Annotated in this window: 22 protein-coding genes and 1 other RNA gene; 17 read left to right on the top strand and 6 right to left on the bottom strand. The window is 59.9% G+C overall.

What is annotated here, in order from left to right:
* The first annotated feature begins 43 nt into the window (after positions 1-43).
* The 6 genes from ACWF8S_RS10125 (at position 44) to hisD (ending at position 4655) form a co-directional block, all read left to right on the top strand.
* Positions 44-703, top strand: a complete 660-nt coding sequence (locus ACWF8S_RS10125; RefSeq protein ID WP_447553196.1) for an MlaC/ttg2D family ABC transporter substrate-binding protein — start codon at positions 44-46, stop codon at positions 701-703.
* The gene (locus ACWF8S_RS10120; protein ID WP_447553195.1) at positions 700-1038 is read left to right on the top strand and encodes an STAS domain-containing protein; all 339 of its coding nucleotides are present in this window, start codon (positions 700-702) and stop codon (positions 1036-1038) included. Before ACWF8S_RS10125 ends, ACWF8S_RS10120 begins: the two co-directional genes overlap by 4 nt.
* An 84-nt stretch (positions 1039-1122) precedes the next feature.
* Complete coding sequence (locus ACWF8S_RS10115) at positions 1123-1374, top strand: BolA family protein (protein ID WP_447553194.1); 252 nt, start codon at positions 1123-1125, stop codon at positions 1372-1374.
* Positions 1375-1384: 10 nt separating this feature from the next.
* Positions 1385-2647, top strand: a complete 1263-nt coding sequence (gene murA, locus ACWF8S_RS10110; protein WP_447553193.1) for a UDP-N-acetylglucosamine 1-carboxyvinyltransferase — start codon at positions 1385-1387, stop codon at positions 2645-2647.
* 27 nt (positions 2648-2674) lie between these two features.
* Complete coding sequence (gene hisG, locus ACWF8S_RS10105; protein WP_447553192.1) at positions 2675-3328, top strand: ATP phosphoribosyltransferase; 654 nt, start codon at positions 2675-2677, stop codon at positions 3326-3328.
* A 13-nt stretch (positions 3329-3341) separates the two neighbouring features.
* Positions 3342-4655 (top strand): histidinol dehydrogenase, encoded by a 1314-nt coding sequence (hisD, locus tag ACWF8S_RS10100; protein ID WP_447553191.1) that lies wholly within the window; start codon positions 3342-3344, stop codon positions 4653-4655.
* A 35-nt stretch (positions 4656-4690) separates the two neighbouring features.
* On the opposite strand, the gene ACWF8S_RS10095 is transcribed toward hisD, so the two are convergent.
* Positions 4691-5938 (bottom strand): S1C family serine protease, encoded by a 1248-nt coding sequence (locus ACWF8S_RS10095; RefSeq protein WP_447553190.1) that lies wholly within the window; start codon positions 5936-5938, stop codon positions 4691-4693.
* Between the two features lie 133 nt (positions 5939-6071).
* Here ACWF8S_RS10095 and ACWF8S_RS10090 point away from each other — a divergent pair, with 133 nt between their 5' ends.
* Complete coding sequence (locus tag ACWF8S_RS10090; protein WP_447553189.1) at positions 6072-6833, top strand: Nif3-like dinuclear metal center hexameric protein; 762 nt, start codon at positions 6072-6074, stop codon at positions 6831-6833.
* Between the two features lie 64 nt (positions 6834-6897).
* Here ACWF8S_RS10090 and ACWF8S_RS10085 read toward each other — a convergent pair whose 3' ends face one another.
* Complete coding sequence (locus ACWF8S_RS10085) at positions 6898-7371, bottom strand: YhcB family protein (RefSeq protein WP_447553188.1); 474 nt, start codon at positions 7369-7371, stop codon at positions 6898-6900.
* A gap of 238 nt (positions 7372-7609) precedes the next feature.
* On the opposite strand from ACWF8S_RS10085, the gene zapE reads away from it, so the two are divergent.
* From zapE to ACWF8S_RS10060, 5 genes are all read left to right on the top strand, one after another.
* The gene (gene zapE / locus ACWF8S_RS10080) at positions 7610-8791 is read left to right on the top strand and encodes a cell division protein ZapE (RefSeq protein WP_447553187.1); all 1182 of its coding nucleotides are present in this window, start codon (positions 7610-7612) and stop codon (positions 8789-8791) included.
* A gap of 180 nt (positions 8792-8971) precedes the next feature.
* Positions 8972-9400: a 50S ribosomal protein L13 gene (gene rplM / locus ACWF8S_RS10075; RefSeq protein ID WP_447553186.1), complete on the top strand. Its 429-nt coding sequence runs from the start codon at positions 8972-8974 to the stop codon at positions 9398-9400.
* A gap of 13 nt (positions 9401-9413) precedes the next feature.
* Positions 9414-9803, top strand: coding sequence for a 30S ribosomal protein S9 (gene rpsI, locus ACWF8S_RS10070; RefSeq protein WP_447553185.1), 390 nt, complete (start codon positions 9414-9416; stop codon positions 9801-9803).
* A gap of 201 nt (positions 9804-10004) precedes the next feature.
* Positions 10005-10631, top strand: a complete 627-nt coding sequence (sspA, locus tag ACWF8S_RS10065) for a stringent starvation protein SspA (protein WP_447553184.1) — start codon at positions 10005-10007, stop codon at positions 10629-10631.
* A gap of 60 nt (positions 10632-10691) precedes the next feature.
* A complete protein-coding gene (locus tag ACWF8S_RS10060; protein ID WP_447553183.1) occupies positions 10692-11171 on the top strand; it encodes a ClpXP protease specificity-enhancing factor in 480 nt (159 codons plus the stop codon).
* A gap of 70 nt (positions 11172-11241) precedes the next feature.
* Here ACWF8S_RS10060 and ACWF8S_RS10055 read toward each other — a convergent pair whose 3' ends face one another.
* Genes ACWF8S_RS10055 through ACWF8S_RS10040 form a run of 4 tightly spaced genes read right to left on the bottom strand, consistent with a single transcriptional unit; the run spans position 11242 to position 14334 of the window.
* The gene (locus ACWF8S_RS10055; protein ID WP_447553182.1) at positions 11242-11814 is read right to left on the bottom strand and encodes a BON domain-containing protein; all 573 of its coding nucleotides are present in this window, start codon (positions 11812-11814) and stop codon (positions 11242-11244) included.
* 42 nt (positions 11815-11856) lie between these two features.
* Complete coding sequence (locus ACWF8S_RS10050) at positions 11857-12450, bottom strand: phosphoheptose isomerase (protein WP_447553181.1); 594 nt, start codon at positions 12448-12450, stop codon at positions 11857-11859.
* Between the two features lie 20 nt (positions 12451-12470).
* On the bottom strand, positions 12471-12842 hold the full coding sequence (locus ACWF8S_RS10045) for a YraN family protein (protein ID WP_447553180.1): 372 nt from the start codon (positions 12840-12842) through the stop codon (positions 12471-12473).
* Positions 12832-14334: a penicillin-binding protein activator gene (locus ACWF8S_RS10040; protein ID WP_447553179.1), complete on the bottom strand. Its 1503-nt coding sequence runs from the start codon at positions 14332-14334 to the stop codon at positions 12832-12834. The genes ACWF8S_RS10045 and ACWF8S_RS10040 overlap by 11 nt, the downstream gene beginning before the upstream one ends.
* A gap of 113 nt (positions 14335-14447) precedes the next feature.
* Between ACWF8S_RS10040 and rsmI the strand changes: the two genes are divergently transcribed.
* The 5 genes from rsmI to ACWF8S_RS10015 all read left to right on the top strand — a co-directional run bounded on the left by rsmI (position 14448) and on the right by ACWF8S_RS10015 (position 18747).
* On the top strand, positions 14448-15305 hold the full coding sequence (gene rsmI, locus ACWF8S_RS10035) for a 16S rRNA (cytidine(1402)-2'-O)-methyltransferase (protein ID WP_447553178.1): 858 nt from the start codon (positions 14448-14450) through the stop codon (positions 15303-15305).
* Between the two features lie 32 nt (positions 15306-15337).
* Positions 15338-15709, top strand: an RNA gene (gene rnpB / locus ACWF8S_RS10030) — RNase P RNA component class A.
* Between the two features lie 49 nt (positions 15710-15758).
* The gene (gene rsmH, locus ACWF8S_RS10025) at positions 15759-16709 is read left to right on the top strand and encodes a 16S rRNA (cytosine(1402)-N(4))-methyltransferase RsmH (protein ID WP_447553177.1); all 951 of its coding nucleotides are present in this window, start codon (positions 15759-15761) and stop codon (positions 16707-16709) included.
* A 2-nt stretch (positions 16710-16711) separates the two neighbouring features.
* Positions 16712-17044, top strand: a complete 333-nt coding sequence (gene ftsL / locus ACWF8S_RS10020; RefSeq protein WP_447553176.1) for a cell division protein FtsL — start codon at positions 16712-16714, stop codon at positions 17042-17044.
* Positions 17041-18747, top strand: coding sequence for a peptidoglycan D,D-transpeptidase FtsI family protein (locus ACWF8S_RS10015; RefSeq protein ID WP_447553175.1), 1707 nt, complete (start codon positions 17041-17043; stop codon positions 18745-18747). Before ftsL ends, ACWF8S_RS10015 begins: the two co-directional genes overlap by 4 nt.
* Positions 18748-18749 lie beyond the last annotated feature (2 nt).

Below are 18749 nucleotides of genomic sequence, written 5' to 3'. Positions count from 1 at the left end.
ACCCTGACCCGACGTCTAAACACTCAGTTGAGAGGTGAATGCGATGCGAACGTTCAATAACCCGTTAAGCTACTGGTTGACAGCGCTGCTGGCGGCAGTGGTCTTTGCCTTGCCGATGACTGCCAGCGCCCAGAGTCAGTCCCCCGAGGCGATGATTCGTGAAAACGTGGCCGGCTTCATGGCGCGCATCGAGGGTCGTGAAAGCTACTACGCCAGCAACATCAATGAACTCAAGGCGATTGTGGACGAGACTCTGGATGAGGTAGCGGACTTTCGCTACATCGGCGCGAGTGTGATGGGCAACTACTTCCAGAATGCCACGCCGGAGCAGCGTAGTCGGTTTGCCAGCGTCTTTCGTCAGACGCTGATCGACACCTATGCACGCGGCCTTGTGACCTACGATTACGAGGATCTGCGCGTACTCGATAACCAGCGTGGTCAGCGCTACGACGATCAGGCGACCGTGGACATGCAGGTCGTGGCCAGCAGCGGTCAGGTCTACCCGGTAAGCTACAGCCTGCGTCAGTCCAATGGCGAGTGGCGTGTGGTGAACGTCATCGTCAACGGTATCAACCTGGGGCTTACCTTCCGTAACCAGTTCGATCAGGCCATGCGCCAGCAAAACCGTGACTACGATGCGGTCATTCGCAACTGGGCGCCGGAAGTCGGTGTTGAAGAGCTCGAACAAGGGGGCGATGCGTGACCCAGCTGGTAGCCCTTGCCGGTGTAACGCTGAATCAAGAAGGCACCACGCTTTTTCTTGAAGGTGACTTGACCATGAACGCAGCGGCCCCGGTGGCCGCTGCGGGCGCAACCTGGCTTGAGCAGAATACGAACGCTCCCGTCACATTCGACCTGACCGGTGTCGAAACCCCCAGCAGCGTGGCACTCAGCGTACTTTTCGAGTGGCTGCGTACCTGTGAGCAGCACGCCATTTCCATCGAGCGCATTGCGCTGTCTTCCCCCCTGATGCGTCTGGCCTCGCTTGCCGAACTCGATAAACTGATCGATACACCCCATCTCGTCTTTGCGCATTAAGCTTGGCATCGCCAAGCGCGGTGCTTTTCTTTATCATGTCGCCTTCTTTTTTAATTAATCGTCCCCAGAGGAGTTTCCTGTCTCATGCAACCCAACGAGGTAAAAGCGCTGCTTGAATCCCGCATCGACGGGTGTGACTTTCATATCCAGGGGGAAGGTTGTAATTTTCAGGTCATCGCTGTGGGGGAGGCCTTCGAAGGACTTTCACCGGTCAAGCGCCAGCAACTGGTGTACCAGGCGCTCAGCGATGAGATCGCCTCCGGCGCGCTTCATGCGATCAGCATCAAAACCTTCACTCCGGCGCAGTGGCAAGACGCGCCGGAAAACGCCCAGTAAGGGGCGGGTGATGGATAAACTCTTAATTACCGGCAATGGCTCCGCCGACGGCGAAGTGTGGGCCAGCGGTGCAAAAAACGCCGCCCTGCCCATCTTGTGCGCGACCCTGCTGGCCAAAGGCCCGGTGGTGATCGGCAATCTTCCCCACCTGCAGGACATCACCACCACCCTGGAGCTTCTGGGCCGCATGGGCGTCGAGCCCGTGATGGGCGAGCGCTTGAGCATTCAACTCGACGGCTCTCAGGTAACCCAGTGTCACGCGCCTTACGAACTGGTGAAAAAGATGCGTGCCTCGATTCTGGTGTTGGGCCCGCTTCTTGCGCACTTCGGCAAGGCCGATGTATCGCTGCCCGGCGGCTGCGCCATTGGTTCGCGCCCGGTGGATCTGCACATTCGCGGGCTCGAGGCGATGGGCGCGAACATTCGCGTCGAAGGCGGCTATATCCGTGCCAGTGTCGAGGGTCGCCTCAAGGGCGCGACGATCTATTTCGATACCGTCACCGTGACCGGCACCGAAAACCTCTTGATGGCGGCCACCCTTGCCGAAGGCAGAACGGTGCTGGAAAACGCCGCTCGCGAACCTGAAGTGGTGGACCTGGCAGAGTGTCTGATCAAGATGGGCGCGAACATTCAGGGTCATGGCAGCGATACTATCGTGATCGAAGGGGTCGAGTCGCTTCACGGCTGTGAACACGATGTAATGCCGGATCGTATCGAAACCGGTACCTTCCTGGTGGCGGCGGCGATGACGGGCGGTCGGGTGAAGGTGACCCGCACTCGGGCGGATATTCTGGAAGCGGTACTGGCCAAGCTCGAAGAAGCCGGGGCGGACATCACCTGTGGCGAGGACTGGATCGAGCTCGATATGCACGGCAAACGTCCGAAGGCGGTCAATATCCGCACCGCGCCGTATCCAGCGTTTCCCACCGACATGCAGGCCCAGTTCGTGGCTATGAACGCCGTGGCCGAAGGTCATTCACGGGTGGTGGAAACCATCTTCGAGAACCGCTTCATGCACGTGCAGGAGCTTAACCGCATGGGCGCGGATATCGTCGTCGAGGGTAACGCTGCGCTGATTACCGGCGTGGAACGACTATCCGGCGCGCCGGTCATGGCGACCGATCTTCGCGCCTCCGCCTCACTGGTGATTGCGGCGATGATGGCCGAGGGTGAAACCCTGGTGGATCGCATTTACCATATCGACCGCGGCTATGAGTGTATCGAAGAGAAAATGCAGTTGCTGGGGGCGAAGATTCGCCGTATTCCCGGCTAGCCACGCGACCAACCACTGGCCTAAACCATGAGTAAGCAACTGATTTTGGCGCTCTCCAAGGGGCGCATTCTGGAAGAAACGCTGCCACTTCTGGCCGATGCCGGCATCACCCCGGCCGAAGATCTCGGCAAGAGCCGCAAGTTATTGTTCGATACCAACTTGCCCGATGTGAAGCTTGTGGTGATTCGTGCAACGGACGTGCCCACCTACGTACAGCTGGGCGCGGCGGACCTGGGGATTGCCGGTAAGGACGTGCTGCTTGAACATGGGGCTGAAGGGCTTTACGAGCCCGTCGATCTGGAGATTGCCCGCTGCCGACTGATGACCGCCGGCGTGACCGGTCAGGCGCCGCTGAAAGCTCGTCGCCGGGTCGCGACCAAGTTCGTCAACATCGCGCGACGCTACTACGCCGAGCAGGGCATTCAGGCCGAAGTCATCAAGCTGTACGGTGCGATGGAGCTGGCGCCGCTGATGAATCTGGCCGACGAGATCGTCGATATCGTGGATACCGGCAATACCCTGCGTGCCAATGGTATGGAGCCACGCGAACTGATTGCCCATATCAGTACCCGGCTGGTCGTCAATAAAGCGGCCATGACCATGAAGCACGACCGGATCAAGCCGCTTCTGGCGCGATTGGATAACGCGGTGAAAAAACGTCAAGCAGAGCTTGCCCCGTAACACGAGGTTTTCGATGAGCGACAACACGGTCACGATCAATCGGCTCTCAACCGTCGATGACGCATTCAGTCAGCGCCTGGAGGCCCTGCTGGATTGGGAGGGGGTTTCCAACAGTGAGGTGCAGTCGCGGGTTCACGACATCTTGAGCGATGTGAAGACCCGGGGCGACCAGGCGGTCATCGAGGCGACCAACCGCTTTGACAGGGTGAATGTCCGTCAGATGAACGAGCTTCGCCTGACGCCTGACCGGTTGAAAACTGCCTTTGAGGGTCTGCCCCTTGATCAGCGTGACGCCCTGAAGACGGCCGCCCAGCGTATCAAGGCGTATCACGAGCGCCAGAAGCCCACCTCCTGGCAGTACGAAGAGCCCGATGGCACGGTGCTGGGCCAGAAAGTGTCGCCACTGGATCGTGCGGGCATCTACGTGCCTGGCGGCAAGGCCGCGTACCCCTCGTCGGTGTTGATGAACGCCATCCCCGCCCACGTGGCAGGGGTAGGCGAGATCGTCATGGTAGTACCCACCCCGGACGGCGTATTGAACGAGCTGGTACTGGCCGCCGCTTACCTGGCCGGGGTTGATTACGTTTTCACCATCGGCGGTGCCCAGGCAGTGGCGGCTCTTGCCTATGGCACCGAAAGCGTGCCCCGGGTCGACAAGATCGTCGGCCCCGGCAATATCTATGTGGCGACCGCCAAGCGCGCCGTGTTTGGTCAGGTAGGTATCGACATGATTGCCGGGCCGTCGGAAATCCTGGTGGTCTCTGATGGCCAGACCGACCCGGACTGGCTGGCGATGGATCTCTTCTCCCAGGCAGAGCACGACGAAGATGCCCAGGCGATACTGATCAGTTGGGACGCCGCGCACCTTGACGCCGTCAACGAAGCGATCGAGCGTCTTTTACCCACGCTGGAGCGGGAGACCATCGTGCGTGCCTCGCTTTCCCGGCGCGGTGCGTTGATTCACTGCGCCGATGAGCGCGAGGCGATTTCGCTGATCAATCGCGTGGCCCCCGAGCACCTGGAGCTATCGGTGGCCGAGCCTGAAAGGCTGGCCGAGCACGTTCGCCACGCCGGCGCGATCTTCATGGGGCGTTACACCGCCGAGGCGTTGGGCGACTACTGCGCAGGCCCCAATCACGTATTGCCCACCTCGGGTACGGCGCGTTTCTCGTCACCGCTGGGCGTTTATGATTTTCAAAAGCGCTCGTCGATCATCAACTGCTCGCCGGAGGGGGCTTCAACGCTTGGCAGGACGGCCTCCGTTCTGGCAAGAGGTGAGTCCCTGAGTGCTCACGCGCGTTCCGCGGAGTATCGCATTCGCGACTGAGTGCTTGGGGTCTTTAGTGGTGTTTGGTGGGGCGGCTATGAGCCGCCCCGCTGGTTCAAGGACGCTTCAGTCGGGGTGGGGCGTTCGCCCACTTCCACGTTCAGCTCGATGCGTTCGCCATTACGTACCACGGTAAGAGGGAGCGAGGTGCCCGGGGCAATGGAGGCGATATCGCTCATGGTGGCTCGGGCGTCGAGAATCGCCTCGTTGTCGATAGAAAGCAGCACGTCCCCTGGTTGCAGACCCGCCTCGGCGGCAGGGCCGTCGCTGACCACGCCGGCCACGATCACGCCCTGAGGCGTGCGCAGGCCGAACGAGGCAGCAAGCTCGCGCGAAAGCGCCTGGGCCTCGATCCCTAACCAGCCACGAATCACTCGCCCACGGGTGACCAGCTCGTTCAAGATACTGTGGGCCAGGTTCGCCGGAATGGCAAAACCAATCCCCTGGGAGCCACCAGAGCGTGAAAAGATCGCCGTGTTGATACCCACCAGCGCGCCTTCGGCATTGACCAGCGCACCGCCGGAATTGCCGGGGTTGATCGCCGCATCGGTCTGGATGAAGTCCTCGTAGGCATTCAGCCCCAGGTGGCTGCGCCCGGTGGCGCTGATGATTCCCATGGTAACCGTCTGGCCCACGCCGAAGGGGTTGCCGATCGCCAGAGCCACATCGCCTACGGCCACATCCTGAGAATCGGTCAGCTCGATCACCGGCAGGTTGTCCAGGTCGATGCGCAGTACGGCCAGGTCGCTTTCCGGGTCGGTGCCCACTACCTCGGCAAGGGTTTCCCGCCCATCGCGCAGCGCCACCTGTATCTGATCGGCGTCATTGATGACGTGATGGTTGGTCAGCACATAGCCATCCTGGCTGATGATGACCCCTGAACCCAGGCTCGAAAGCATGCGCTGATGGGCGGTGGCGTCGTCGCTTTTGAAAAACTGCTGGAAAAAGGGGTCCGACATCAGCGGATGCTGGTCGCGCTCGACAATGCGCGATGAATAGATGTTCACCACCGCAGGCGCTGCCTGATTCACCGCGTTGGCGTAACTTGCCGGGCCCTGATTGCGACTCAACGGCGCCGCCTGACGAATTTCGGGCCTGGGGCGAGTGATGTCCTGCTCGCCGGACTGGCTTGCGGGCGCCATGGCGCTCGGGGTGCGGGGCTCGCTCGGGGGGGCTTGTCGAAACGGATTGGGCAGTTGGTCGGGAAAGGCAAACAGCACTAGCGCAGCCAGAAGAACTCCGGTAACGATTGGCCATACATAAGGCAGCACGAAGCGGTGCATGCGGGACATCCTCAGCCGTGGGCGGTCTTTGGGCGCTAGGTTCGCGATAACGCGGCGCGAGCTTTACAATAGACAACATGGTAACACTTTTTGAACCTGTTCCTCAGCAGCCAAACCCTTACAAGGAGTGGATGTGGTTAACCGCGACCAGCTTATAAAGGCGTGCGATCATCAACTTCGCGCGTCCCATTTCAAAGACTACACCGTCAACGGTCTTCAGGTACAAGGGCGTGATACGGTGGCTCGTGTCATGACCGGAGTGACCGCCAATCAGGCGCTTCTGGACGAGGCGGTGGCCTGGCAGGCAGATATGGTGCTGGTGCACCATGGCTACTTCTGGAAAAACGAGCCGGTGGCGATTACCGGTATGAAGCAACGACGCATCAAGACGCTGCTGAACCACGATATCAGCCTGCTTGCCTATCACCTGCCGCTGGACGCTCACGCTGAGCTTGGCAACAATGCCGAACTCGCCAGGCGTCTGGGCTGGAAAGTGGAAGGGTGCATCGATGGCGAGCTGGGCGAGGGCCTTTTATGGTCGGGAAGACTTGCCCAGGCGCAATCCGTTCACGCCCTGGCCGAGCGGATGGGCATCATGCTTGAACGTACCCCTACGGTGATCGAAGCGCCGGGTCTGCCCAGTATCGAACGAATCGCCTGGTGCACGGGAGGCGCGCAGGACATGATCACCAGCGCTTTTGAGGCAGGAGCTGAGGTGTTCGTGTCCGGCGAGATATCCGAGCGCACCACGCACCTGGCCCGCGAGATGGGCATTCACTATATTGCTGCCGGCCACCATGCCACGGAGCGTTTCGGCGTTCAAGCGCTTGGCGAATGGCTGGCCGATGAGTACGGTATCACTCATCGCTTCGTGGATATCGACAACCCGGCCTGAACACAAAAAAGCGAGGGGTGGGCCCTCGCTTTTTCGATCAATTTATCGACTCTGAAGATGGCTTTCAGTAACGTGGCGGCTGGTCTACAGCGGACTCTTTAGCCGTTGCGTCTTTAAGGCCGTACTCTTCTGACAGGGTGCCGCCCTTGCCGTCGGCGTAATCGCGGGGAGTAGCAGGGGATTCGGTGGCAGGCGGAGCTGGCTTGACGGGTCTGGCCGGAGCCGGGGCCTTCTGCTCACTGTTGAAAGGAGCGCTCTGGCCATGGGCCAGCGCCCACTGGCCGGCGCCTTCGTCTATCTTGTCTTCAAGCTCATCCGCCTGGGTACGGATGGCTTCCAGACACTGACGAACATCGTTGAAGTGGCTGCCCGCAGCCTTTTTAAGCTCGGCGATTTGATGCTCGCGCTCCAAAAGCGTCTGTTTGAGCGATGCCCGTTGACGTTCATCCTTGCTTGCTAGCCGGTAGCACAAAAGGCCGATTAGAAAACCGACGACCAGGCCGACAAGTGCAAAGATGAATGGTGAGTTTGCTTCCACAGTCTTCTCCCTAAAACTAGATTGGCTCTATTCACAGCGTATCGCTAAACGTCATGGCGAAACTAACTTCATTATAGGCGCCTGTTGACCGGTTGGGTCAATGCGCCGATGCGCTCAATACTTATCACGCGTATAATTAGCCGTCTTTACAACGCCGTGCATAACACGTGCCGGGCCTGGGGCGCTATCTCGCACCATGGTATCGTTGCGCGCGCCACTACTTTGGGAGAGTGTTTGAATGTCATCGAAAGCGGCCTCGGCAAAGGCAAGTTCCGCGCATCCGCCAACGCCCATGGCGCGTTATAAAAGCGATATCCAGCGCGATGATTTTCAATACGACGCGGCCCAGGAAAAAGCGGTTGAGCATCTTCAGCGCCTTTACGATGACCTTTTGGCCACCCCCTCCACCACGCCCAAGACCGTGGTCGCCAACAAGGGGCTCAAGGCTCGGGTGGCGGGGCTCATGGGCAAGAAAAAGCCAAGCGATGAGCCTGCCATGCCCCGGGTGCGCGGGCTTTATTTCTGGGGCGGGGTGGGCCGGGGCAAGACCTACCTGGTGGATACGTTTTATGAAGCGCTGCCGTTTCCCGACAAGATGCGTACGCACTTTCACCGCTTCATGCAGCGGGTTCACAGCGAGCTGACCCACTACAAGGGCGAAAGGAACCCGCTGAACCTGATTGCCGGTAAATTCGCAGCCGAAGCCCGGGTTATCTGCTTTGACGAGTTTTTCGTCAAGGATATTACCGACGCGATGATACTGGCCAACCTTCTGGAGGCGCTTTTCCAGCGCGGTGTCGTACTGGTGGCGACCTCCAATATCGTGCCCGATGACCTCTACAAGGATGGTCTTCAGCGCACGCGCTTCGAGCCGGCCATTGATCTTCTGAACCGCCACTGTGATGTAGTCAATGTGGATTCCGGTGTGGATTACCGGCTTCGCGCTCTCGAGCGCGCCGAAATCTTTCACGCCCCCTGCGACGAAGCTGCCGAGCGTGAACTTGCGCGCAGTTTCAAGGAGATCGCCGGCCATTGCGGCGAGGAAGCCGCGCCCCTGGAGATCAATCACCGGGTGCTGACGACCCGGCGCCTTCACGAAAACGTCGCCTGGTTCGAGTTCGCTGAGCTATGTGATGGCCCACGTAGCCAGAACGACTATATCGAGATCGCTCGGGAGTTTCATACCGTGCTCGTCTCCAACGTCATCCAGATGAGCGCCAAAAAAGAAGATCAGACGCGGCGCTTCATCAATATGGTGGATGAGTTCTATGACCGGGGCGTGAAGCTCTTGATGTCGGCGGAGGTGGCCGTGGAGTTGCTCTACACCGGCGGCAAGCTCTCTTTCGAGTTCGAGCGTACACTCTCGAGGCTTCAGGAGATGCAGTCGCGCGAGTATCTGGCGCTGCCGCACAAGCCTTGAGCGGGCAGGCCAATAAAAATCGCCAAAGCGCTTAACTTGTGGGCGCTGCTCATGTAGAATGCCGCCTCGCTGTACGTTACAGGCCTTGCGCTATCGAGTCTGTAACCAAAAAAAATAGGGATGGTGCTTACCGCGACGCGGCTAGGTCACCCAACACACTTAATCTGGTGAATTTCATCCATGAAGACGTTCAGTGCTAAGCCGCAGTCCGTCCAGCGCGACTGGTACGTAGTCGATGCCACGGACAAGACGCTCGGTCGTCTGGCAACCGAAATCGCTCGCCGCCTGCGTGGCAAGCATAAGCCCGAGTTTACACCTCACGTTGATACCGGCGACTACATCGTCGTCATCAACGCCGAGAAAGTCCAGGTCACCGGCAACAAGGCCAAGGCCAAGACTTACTACCGTCATACAGGTTACCCGGGCGGTCTGCGCTCCATGACCTTTGACAAGATGATCGATCATGCGCCTGAGCGTATCATCGAGTTTGCCGTGAAGGGCATGCTGCCGAAGGGCCCGCTGGGCCGCGCCATGTACTCCAAGCTTAAAGTGTACGCTGGTGCCGAGCATCCCCATACCGCTCAGCAGCCGCTTGAACTGAACATTTAAGGAAATCTTCGCCATGTCACAGCAATATTACGGTACCGGGCGCCGCAAGACTTCCACCGCTCGTGTGTTCCTCAAGCCGGGTTCCGGCAACATCACCGTCAACAACCGCGCGCTGGACGATTTCTTTGGTCGCGTTACCGGTCGTATGGTGGTTCGTCAGCCCCTGGAATTGACCGAAACGCTGAACCAGTTCGATGTCTACGTCACTGTTGAAGGTGGCGGCGGCTCTTCACAGGCCGGCGCCATTCGTCACGGCATTACCCGTGCCCTGATGAACTACAACGAAGACCTGCGTCCTGCGCTGCGTGCCGCCGGTTACGTTACCCGCGATGCCCGTCAGGTCGAGCGTAAGAAAGTCGGCCTGCGTAAAGCACGTCGTCGTCCGCAGTTCTCCAAGCGTTAATCTTTCGCGCGTTCTGCAAGAAAACGCCCAGACCATTGGTCTGGGCGTTTTTTATGCAGGGTGGGTGGTAAGTGATAACCCCTCAAGCACGTGAAGGGGTCGAGATGCGCTGAAGGCGCAGGAAGATAACGCGGGCCCGTCTCCCATAAGAGGGGGCGAGCGTGTTATTATTGACTATTGTTTTGATGCGAGGATGCTTTCATGGGTGTTGTGGCCAAGCGGTCTTCTATGATCTTTTACTCAGGTAATGACGATCATTTTAGCCATCGTGTGCGCATTGTTCTGGCTGAAAAAGGGGTCGCCGTTGATATCGTGGATGTAAACGATGATCAGCCGCCGCAGGAGCTGGCCGACCTCAACCCCTACAACAGCGTCCCGACGTTGTTGGACCGTGATCTGGTGCTCTACGAGTCCAAGGTCATGATGGAGTATCTGGATGAGCGCTTCCCGCATCCGCCGCTTTTACCCGTCTACCCGGTAGCCCGGGCGCAGAGCCGGCTATGGATGCACCGTATCGAGCGCGAATGGTGCCCCATGCTCGACCAGATTCGTACCGGCGGCAAGAAGGAGGCGGAAAAGGCGCGCAAGGAGCTTCGTGAAAGCCTTGTCGGCATTTCGCCCATCTTCGAAGACATGCCCTATTTCATGAGCGATGAGTTCACTCTGGTGGACTGTTGTCTGGCGCCGATCTTGTGGCGTCTGCCCGAGCTCAATATCGAACTGCCTGAAAAGCAGGTAAAGCCGCTTTTGAGTTACATGTCGCGGGTTTTTGAGCGAGACGCGTTCAAGGCATCTTTAAATGAGCGTGAAAAAGAGATGCGCGCTTAAACTCCTCTGGTCCCGGGCCATCTTTTTCCGGGGCCTTACCGATTGAGAAAAGGGAGTCTTATGAAGTCAAGCCGTCCCTATATTGCACGAGCCCTTTATCAGTGGCTTCTGGATAACGATTTAACCCCGCACCTGGTAGTGGATGCCACCCAGGCCGGCGTCGAAGTACCGCGCCAGTTCGTGCAAAACGGTCAGATCGTTCTTAACGTTGCGCCCACCGCGGTGCGCGATCTCTTCATGGAGAACGAGGCGATCGGCTTCAGCGCCCGCTTTGGTGGCCAGCCGATGCAGGTCATGATTCCCATTCAGGCTTTGATCGCCATCTACGCCCGTGAAAACGGCGAAGGCATGGTCTTTGGTCATGAGCCAGAGCTTGAAGAGGACGAAGAAACCGCGGTCACCCCGGACGATGAAGCGGGTGACAGTACGGGGCCTCAGCTCAGCGTGACCAAGCCCACTGTCGACGAAGCAGGCAGTGATTCACCTGCCAGCGAAGCTGGCAAGCCCAAGAAAAAGCCGACGCTTCGCGTCGTCAAGTGATTTGCAGACATGACGCCACGAAAAAGCCTCGCATTCTGCGAGGCTTTTTCGTGTTACGCCCCCATGGGGCTCAATCGATATAGTCAAATACCTTCACGATACGCTGTATGCCGCCCACCGAAGATGCCGCGTTGACGATGCGGTCGGCTTCCTGGCGGGTCACCATGCCCATCAGGTATACGCTGGCGTTTTCGGTGGTGACCTTGAGCTTTGATGAGTCGATATGTTCGTTGGTGGCCAGGTGACTGATCACGTTGGTAGTCAGCCAGGTGTCGGTCAGACGCTGGCCGGCCGGCAGGTTGGCGGCAATCGTCAGCTCATTGTGCACCTTGTTGACCCCGCGCAGGCGGTTGGCCACTTCATCGGCTCTGTTGCGAAGTTCCTCGCTGGGCACCTGGCCGACCAGGAGCACCGTACCGTTATAGCTGTGGGCGCGAATGCGCGCGTCACGCAGTCGCGCATCGGCGCTGTCAAGAGCGCGCTCGACCTGACGCTCGATGGTCGCATCCACTGCTTCTACATCGCTGCTGCGCTGGGCATAGTTGGAGGGGTTTGAGGCCGAATTGTTGGCACAACCTGCCAGCAGCAGTGCGCTGCAGGCACCTATCAAGCAAAAAGAACGAAATGCGTTGCGAAGGGCCATCGCCGACTCCTTGAGAAAACCGTCATCATGAACGCTGCGCTGTTAATCAGCGCCGCCGAAAAGTTGTTCGTCGATCAAATCGCACAGGCAGTGAATCACCAAGAGATGCACCTCCTGAATGCGTGCGGTGGACGTGGCCGGCACGCGGATCTCGCAGTCATCCTGGCCCAGAAGCGAGGCCATGTCCCCGCCGTCGCGCCCGGTCAGTGCCACCACCGTCATATCCCGATCGTGAGCGGCCTGGATCGCCTGAACGATATTGGCCGAGTTACCGCTGGTCGAGATTGCCAGAAGTATATCGCCTGGCTGGCCCAGCGCTCTAATCTGTTTGGAAAACACTTCATTGTAGCTGTAATCATTGGCAATGGAGGTCAGCGTCGAGGTATCCGTGGTGAGCGCGAGCGCCGGCAGGCTTGGACGTTCGCGCTCGAAGCGATTGAGAAGCTCGGCCGAGAAGTGCTGGCTGTCGCCGGCACTGCCGCCATTGCCGCAGGCCAGTATCTTGCCTTCACTGACCAAGCACTGCACCATCATCTGGCTTGCCACCTCGATGAAGGGGGGGAGCACTTCGCTTGCATAGGTTTTAGTATCAATGCTTGCATTGAAGTGGCTGAGTATACGGGATTGAAAGTCCATGAGGGCTTCCTAGAGTTATGTCAGTAAGCGTCGAAGGCAGCCTTCTCCCAATGAAACTCGAGAGAAGGTGGGTGGCCGGTCATTGCTAGAATATCAAAACGACAGGGTGAAGAGACAGCGTAACGGGCCAGATAGAGTGAGGCAGCGCGAACGAGACGGCGCTGCTTCAACGGAGTAACGGTTTCAAGCGGGTGACCGTGAAGCACCGTGGTGCGATGCTTGACCTCTACAAAGACCAGGGTGTCGCCATCCATCATGACCAGATCGAGCTCGCCACCCTTGACCTGGTGGTTGGCGGTGACGAGCGTCAATCCTTGGCGCGTGAGCCATTGAGCGGCAAGCTGCTCAATGGCGGCGCCGCGCTTTCGCGCGGTCTGCGGTTTATTGGTCACCCTGGGGACTCGGGCTCAGGATGGGAGCAGGGCGGCCGTTCTGGAACCGCGCCCAGGGCAGTTCACGGTGAATGCGGCCATCGCCCGAAAGAGAGAGCGTACCGGTACTGCCGTTGAAGCCCTGAATGGAAGAGAGATTCGACAGGCGGGTAGCCAGCTCGAAAGCGTCGACTCCCATGGCTTGCAGTCGGAAAAGCGAGGCATCGCCTTCACCGTGAAGCGCTTGATAAGTGTTGTAGAACGGTAGTGCTTCGGGGCCGCCGACGGCCGCATCCGGGATCTGCCAGGGGATATCGACAAACATCACATCGTTGAGATCCTGGTCCAGGCGACGCTCCTGGGTGCCTTCATAAAGATGCGAGGTAGCGTAGATAGGCAGATCCGGAGCGTAGTAGTAGTCCATCGTGGGCGGTACCTGGCGGGCGTACTCCGGCAAGGCGAGCAGGAAAAGTGCATCGACGTTGCCAAGCTGAGCGCGGTCGCCACTGACGTTCAATGCGGTTTGCACAGCGCTTGAAACCTCATTGCTCGGGTTATAGCGAACGGCATTGGTAACCTCGCCTCCCTGGCCGTGAAATTCGTTCCAGAAGGCCTCGCCTACGCGGCGTCCCCAGTCATTGTCCGGAACCATTACCGACATCTTGCGCTGGCCGTCCTGGTAGGCGCGGCGTGCGGCCTGGCGCGCTTCGTCTTCGGCTGAGAGGCCATACTGAAAGAGCCCGGCGGCCTGATTTTGCTCGCTGCTGCCGTAATTGAGTGCCAGTGTCGGCATGGGGACGCTGGATTGCTGCTCCAGGCGGGTAACCTGCTCCTTGTCCAATGGGCCCACGATCAGTTGGGCATTCATCTGTTGAGCGCGGCTATAAAGTTCGTTCATCGAATACTGGGCGGCGTCGATGAAACTGAGCTCGACCCCTTGACCATGGATCGCGCTGTGTTCGCGCATGGCATTGCTGATCGTGTCGGCAATGCTGCTGAGCGGACCCGACTGCGGCAGGGCTACCATGATACGGCGGATATCCTGGCCCTCGAGTTCCGGGAGAGTCGCCTGAACGCGACCAGGCTCATCCATCGCCTCGCGAGCCCACTGGGCGCGCTCGCGCAGAACTTCCTGCTCATTGCCGCGCATCGGCAGCTCGTCATCCAGAACCTGTGTGGCGCGCAGTACGGCGCGCGGGTCATCATGGGCGCGGCCAAGCTCCGAGAAGAGCAGCGCCCAGCGAACGCGGTCTCGGTCGGAAAGCTGGGCTTCGTCAACGCCGCTTGCGGCCTCGAAGGCTTCTTCACGCTGGCCCTGCTGGGCCAGAATGGTGGCGGCTTCCAGACGGCTTTGTGCTGCCTGTTCAGGGGCTTGTTGCTCGGCTTGGTCGAGAAGACGATTTGCGTCTTCTTCTGCCATGCGATCCACCGTGCCGGGTTGTTGGGTGGCGCACCCGGACACGAGTAGCGTTATAAAGGCAGTGGCGAGCAGGCCACGGAGTGAACGTTTCATGTATCCTTCCTTAGTTTTTTTCATTTGCGCTGTCGCAGCCGAGGACAGAGCCCTTAATCCTTGCACAAGCATAGCGCACCATCGGCGCCAACTTAAAAAAATCGGGAGTCATCATGACCTACCAGCATCCGGGCACATTGTACGTGGTTGCTACGCCAATTGGGAATTTGGAAGATCTGACACCGCGTGCCGCCCGGATTCTTGAAAACGTGTCGCGCATCGCCGCAGAGGATACCCGGCATAGCGCCCGGCTTTTAGCTCACCTGGGTATCAGCAAGCCGCTGATCTCACTTCACGAGCACAATGAAGCCCACCGTGTGCAAGCGCTGGACGCCTACCTCGAGGCGGGCGAAAGCATTGCACTGATCAGCGATGCAGGAACACCTCTGATCAGCGACCCGGGCTTCATTCTGGTCAGAGAGCTTCGCGCACGCAACCGTCATATCGTCCCGATTCCCGGTGCCTGCGCGCTTGTCGCCGCGCTCAGCGGGGCGGGGCTTCCCACTGACCGTTTCGCTTTCGGCGGCTTTCTGCCCGCCAAGCCCGGCCCACGGCGCCAGGCGCTGGAGAAGTGGCAGGACCGCGAGGAAACGCTGGTGTTCTATGAGTCCCCGCACCGCATCACGCAAACGCTTGAAGCGCTCAATGAGCAGATGCCCGACCGGCCCATCGTGCTGGCACGAGAGCTGACCAAGACTTTCGAAACCTTCTTGCAGGGCGTGGCGGCCGAGCTTCTCGACATCCTGGCAGCCGATCCCAATCAGGGCCGGGGTGAGTTCGTGGTGATGATTGCCGGGGCCCCTGACGTCGGGGAGCTTGATGAGCAGATGATCAACGACGAGACGCTTCTCAAGGTGCTCATGGATGAGGGGGTGGGGGTCAAGCAAGGCGCTGCCATTGCCGCGAATTTACTGGGTGGTCGCAAGAAGCAGTGGTACGCCAGGCTGCAAGCAATGAAGACAGAACGTTGAGGCGCGGGCGGGGCGCTGGTATGCTTGCCGCCGGAGTTGGCCAGACAGTCGCCGCTTGCCCGTCTTTCGGACGGGCGGGGGGAGGAAAGTCCGGGCTCCATAGGGCAGAGTGCCAGGTAACGCCTGGGCGGCGCGAGCCGACGGAAAGTGCAGCAGAGAGTAGACCGCCTAAGCCCCGGAAATAAACCTCTGGGGCCGGTAAGGGTGAAAGGGTGCGGTAAGAGCGCACCGCGCGCCTGGCAACAGTGCGTGGCATGGTAAACCCCACTCGGAGCAAGACCAAATAGGGACCCTTTGGCGTGGCCCGCGCTGGGTCCGGGTAGGTTGCTTGAGCGCTTTGGTGACAAAGTGCCTAGAGGAATGACTGTCCACGACAGAACCCGGCTTACCGGCCGACTCCCCATTTCCATACAAGGCCCCTTCCGGGGCCTTCCAACACCGTGTGAGCGTACCATGTCCTCTGCGAGCAGCGCCGTTTCCGACTTTCGCCATACCAGCGTTTTGCTAGACGGAGCGGTCGACGCGCTGGTGCATACACCTGACGGTGTCTACCTGGATGGCACCTTCGGCCGCGGCGGGCACTCGCGAATGATCTTGTCGCGCCTTGATGAGTCCGGCCGGCTTCTGGCCATGGACCGCGACCCGCAGGCCATAGAAGCATCTCGCGAGATTGAGGACACCCGCTTTTCCATCACCCGGCGTGAATTTGCCCGGCTTGGCGAGTATGCCAAGGAGCTCGGGCTTTTTGGCAAGCTCTCCGGCGTGCTGCTGGACGTCGGTGTCTCGTCTCCCCAGCTTGACGACCCGGAGCGCGGATTCAGTTTCATGCGCAACGGTCCCCTGGACATGCGCATGGACCCCACCCAGGGTGAGAGTGCGGCGGCCTTTCTGGCCCGGGCCAGCGAGTCCGATATCGCCCACGTGTTCAAGACGTTTGGTGAAGAGCGTTTTGCCAAGCGTCTGGCCCGCGCGGTCGTTACCCGGCGCGTTGAAAAACCCTTCACCCATACGCTGGATCTTGCCGAGGTGTTGAAAACCGCCCATCCCGCCTGGGAGAAGGGAAGACATCCTGCCACCAAGGCTTTCCAGGGGCTTCGCATCTACTTGAATGGCGAGCTCGAGCAGTTGGATGCAGCGCTCGAGGCAGCTCTTGAAGCTCTGGCGCCGGGAGGGCACCTGGTGGTCATCAGCTTCCATTCCCTGGAAGATCGCCGGGTGAAACGCTTTATTCGCTACCATGTGCGCGGCGATACCCACCTGCCCAAGGGCGTGCCGATTCGCGATGATCAGCTCAATCGTCGGCTCGAAGCACTCAATAAAGGGATTCGACCGACCCCGGACGAGGTGGAGCAGAATCCCCGGGCGCGCAGCGCGGTCATGCGGGCGGCCAAGAAGCGAGACTGACGATGCTTGAGCGAATCGACTACTGGTGGTCTGTCCTGCGAAGTGAATGGCCCTTCAAGCTGCGTCTGCGCCTTTGGCCCATCATCATCGTACTGCTCTTTCTGGCCTGTATGCTGACAGCCCTGGCCGTGGTGGCAACCACGCACATGACACGCACCCAGTTTGCCCAGCTTCAGCGCCTGGAGCAGGAAAAGAACCAGCTCCAGACCGAATGGGGCCAGCTTCTGCTTGAGGAGGGCGCCTGGTCCACGCCGGCCCGCATCGAACAGATTGCCACCGAGCGACTGGATATGCGCATTCCCGATGTAAACGATGTCGAGGTTATCCGGCCATGAACCAACGGCGACGGGGAGGGACTTCCCGACAGCTGCCAGTGGCGCCGCCCCTTGGCGGCGGGCGCTTTCTTTTCATCCTCATTCTGGTGGTGATCGCTGCTGCCGTACTGATCGGTCGAATTACACTCTTGCAGGTCATCGACCGGCCCTTTCTGCAAAGCCAGGGCGACGCTCGAACGCTGCGCCACGAAGTGATCCCTTCTCATCGGGGAATGATCACCGACCGTAACGGCGAGCCGCTGGCGATCTCCACGCCGGTAGTGACGCTTTGGGCCAATCCCCAGGAGCTGCCTTCTGACGCCATCCAGCGCGTCATGCTGGCCCAGGCCCTCGGCATGAGCCTGGACGATCTTGAATCGCGTCTGGAGCGCTACCAGAGCCGCGAGTTCATGTATCTGCGTCGCCAGATGACCCCCGAGGCGGCTCAGCGCATCCTGGATCTGCGCACCCCGGGGGTCTACCAGCAGCGTGAGTACAAGCGTTACTACCCGGCCGGCGAAGTCGCCGCTCAGCTTCTTGGGGTGACCAACGTGGACGATATCGGCCAGGAAGGGCTGGAGCTTGCCTATCAGCCTTTTCTGGCAGGTCACCCCGGTCAGCGCCGGGTCATCAACGACCGGCGCGGGCGACTGGTGCGCGAGCTGGGAATCATCAGCGACGCCCAGCCGGGCGGCGAGCTGACGCTGGCCATTGACCAGCGCATTCAATACATGGCCTATCGGGAACTTCGTGCCGCCGTCGCCGAGAACGAAGCCGATGGTGGCGTGCTGGTCACCATGGATGCCCGCACCGGCGAGGTGCTCGCCATGGCCAACCTGCCTTCCTATAACCCCAACAATCGCGCCGGGCTCGACCCACGCGGTTTGCGCAACCAGGCCGTCGTGGACGTGTTCGAACCGGGCTCGGTGATGAAGCCGCTGGCGATGGCAGCCATTCTGGAAAGCGGCGTCGTCAACCGGGACGTGATCGTGGACACCTCGCCGGGCTGGATGCGCATCGACCAGTTCACCATTCGCGATATTCGTAACTATGGTGAGCTCGACCTGCCCGGTATTCTGGAAAAGTCCTCCAATATCGGCATGTCCAAGCTGACCCTTCAGCTCGACGATACGGTGGTCTGGGAGAAGTACAACCAGCTTGGCTTCGGTCAAAGCCCTGGCACCGGTTTCCCCGGCGAGTCTACCGGCAGCCTGCCCGCGCCGGTGCGCTGGTCGCGAAGCGAGCGTGCAGCGCTGTCCTACGGTTACGGGCTTTCCGCTTCGGCGATTCAGATCGCCAGCGCCTATACGGCGCTTGCCAACAACGGCGTGCGCTTGACGCCTTCGCTCCTGCGCCTGTCCGAGCCGCCTCAGGGCATACCCGCCATCGACCCGAGCGTGGCCAATGACCTTCTGGATATTCTGGAAACCTCGGTTGGCCCCACCTCGGGCGGGCGTCGTGCCCGGGTGGAAGGTTATCGCGTCGGAGGCAAGACCGGAACGGTGCGTAAAACCGGGCAGCAAGGCTACGCCGTGGACGCCTACCGCAGCGTCTTTGCCGGTATCGCACCGATATCCGACCCGCGCATTGTCACCGTGGTCATGATCGACCACCCCAGAGCGGGGCAGTTCTACGGCGGCGCGGTCGCCGCCCCGGTCTTTTCCAGTGTAACGGGTAACGCGTTACGGCTTCTGGATGTGCCACCGGACTACGAGGTGGAATAGTA

The organism is Vreelandella xerophytica (assembly GCF_968048975.1).
Note: the sequence above shows the minus strand (reverse complement) of the source record. Positions and strands in the feature narration are given on the sequence as shown.

Excerpts from the sequence above, each read along its gene's own strand:
- ACWF8S_RS10125 (WP_447553196.1), top strand. The coding sequence starts at position 44 with ATGCGAACGTTCAATAACCCGTTAAGCTACTGGTTGACAGCGCTGCTG.
- ACWF8S_RS10115 (WP_447553194.1), top strand. The coding sequence starts at position 1,123 with ATGCAACCCAACGAGGTAAAAGCGCTGCTTGAATCCCGCATCGACGGG.
- murA (WP_447553193.1), top strand. The coding sequence starts at position 1,385 with ATGGATAAACTCTTAATTACCGGCAATGGCTCCGCCGACGGCGAAGTG.
- hisG (WP_447553192.1), top strand. The coding sequence starts at position 2,675 with ATGAGTAAGCAACTGATTTTGGCGCTCTCCAAGGGGCGCATTCTGGAA.
- hisD (WP_447553191.1), top strand. The coding sequence starts at position 3,342 with ATGAGCGACAACACGGTCACGATCAATCGGCTCTCAACCGTCGATGAC.
- ACWF8S_RS10095 (WP_447553190.1), bottom strand. The coding sequence starts at position 5,938 with ATGCACCGCTTCGTGCTGCCTTATGTATGGCCAATCGTTACCGGAGTT.
- zapE (WP_447553187.1), top strand. The coding sequence starts at position 7,610 with ATGTCATCGAAAGCGGCCTCGGCAAAGGCAAGTTCCGCGCATCCGCCA.
- rplM (WP_447553186.1), top strand. The coding sequence starts at position 8,972 with ATGAAGACGTTCAGTGCTAAGCCGCAGTCCGTCCAGCGCGACTGGTAC.
- rpsI (WP_447553185.1), top strand. The coding sequence starts at position 9,414 with ATGTCACAGCAATATTACGGTACCGGGCGCCGCAAGACTTCCACCGCT.
- sspA (WP_447553184.1), top strand. The coding sequence starts at position 10,005 with ATGGGTGTTGTGGCCAAGCGGTCTTCTATGATCTTTTACTCAGGTAAT.
- ACWF8S_RS10060 (WP_447553183.1), top strand. The coding sequence starts at position 10,692 with ATGAAGTCAAGCCGTCCCTATATTGCACGAGCCCTTTATCAGTGGCTT.
- ACWF8S_RS10055 (WP_447553182.1), bottom strand. The coding sequence starts at position 11,814 with ATGGCCCTTCGCAACGCATTTCGTTCTTTTTGCTTGATAGGTGCCTGC.
- ACWF8S_RS10050 (WP_447553181.1), bottom strand. The coding sequence starts at position 12,450 with ATGGACTTTCAATCCCGTATACTCAGCCACTTCAATGCAAGCATTGAT.
- ACWF8S_RS10040 (WP_447553179.1), bottom strand. The coding sequence starts at position 14,334 with ATGAAACGTTCACTCCGTGGCCTGCTCGCCACTGCCTTTATAACGCTA.
- rsmI (WP_447553178.1), top strand. The coding sequence starts at position 14,448 with ATGACCTACCAGCATCCGGGCACATTGTACGTGGTTGCTACGCCAATT.
- rsmH (WP_447553177.1), top strand. The coding sequence starts at position 15,759 with ATGTCCTCTGCGAGCAGCGCCGTTTCCGACTTTCGCCATACCAGCGTT.
- ftsL (WP_447553176.1), top strand. The coding sequence starts at position 16,712 with ATGCTTGAGCGAATCGACTACTGGTGGTCTGTCCTGCGAAGTGAATGG.
- ACWF8S_RS10015 (WP_447553175.1), top strand. The coding sequence starts at position 17,041 with ATGAACCAACGGCGACGGGGAGGGACTTCCCGACAGCTGCCAGTGGCG.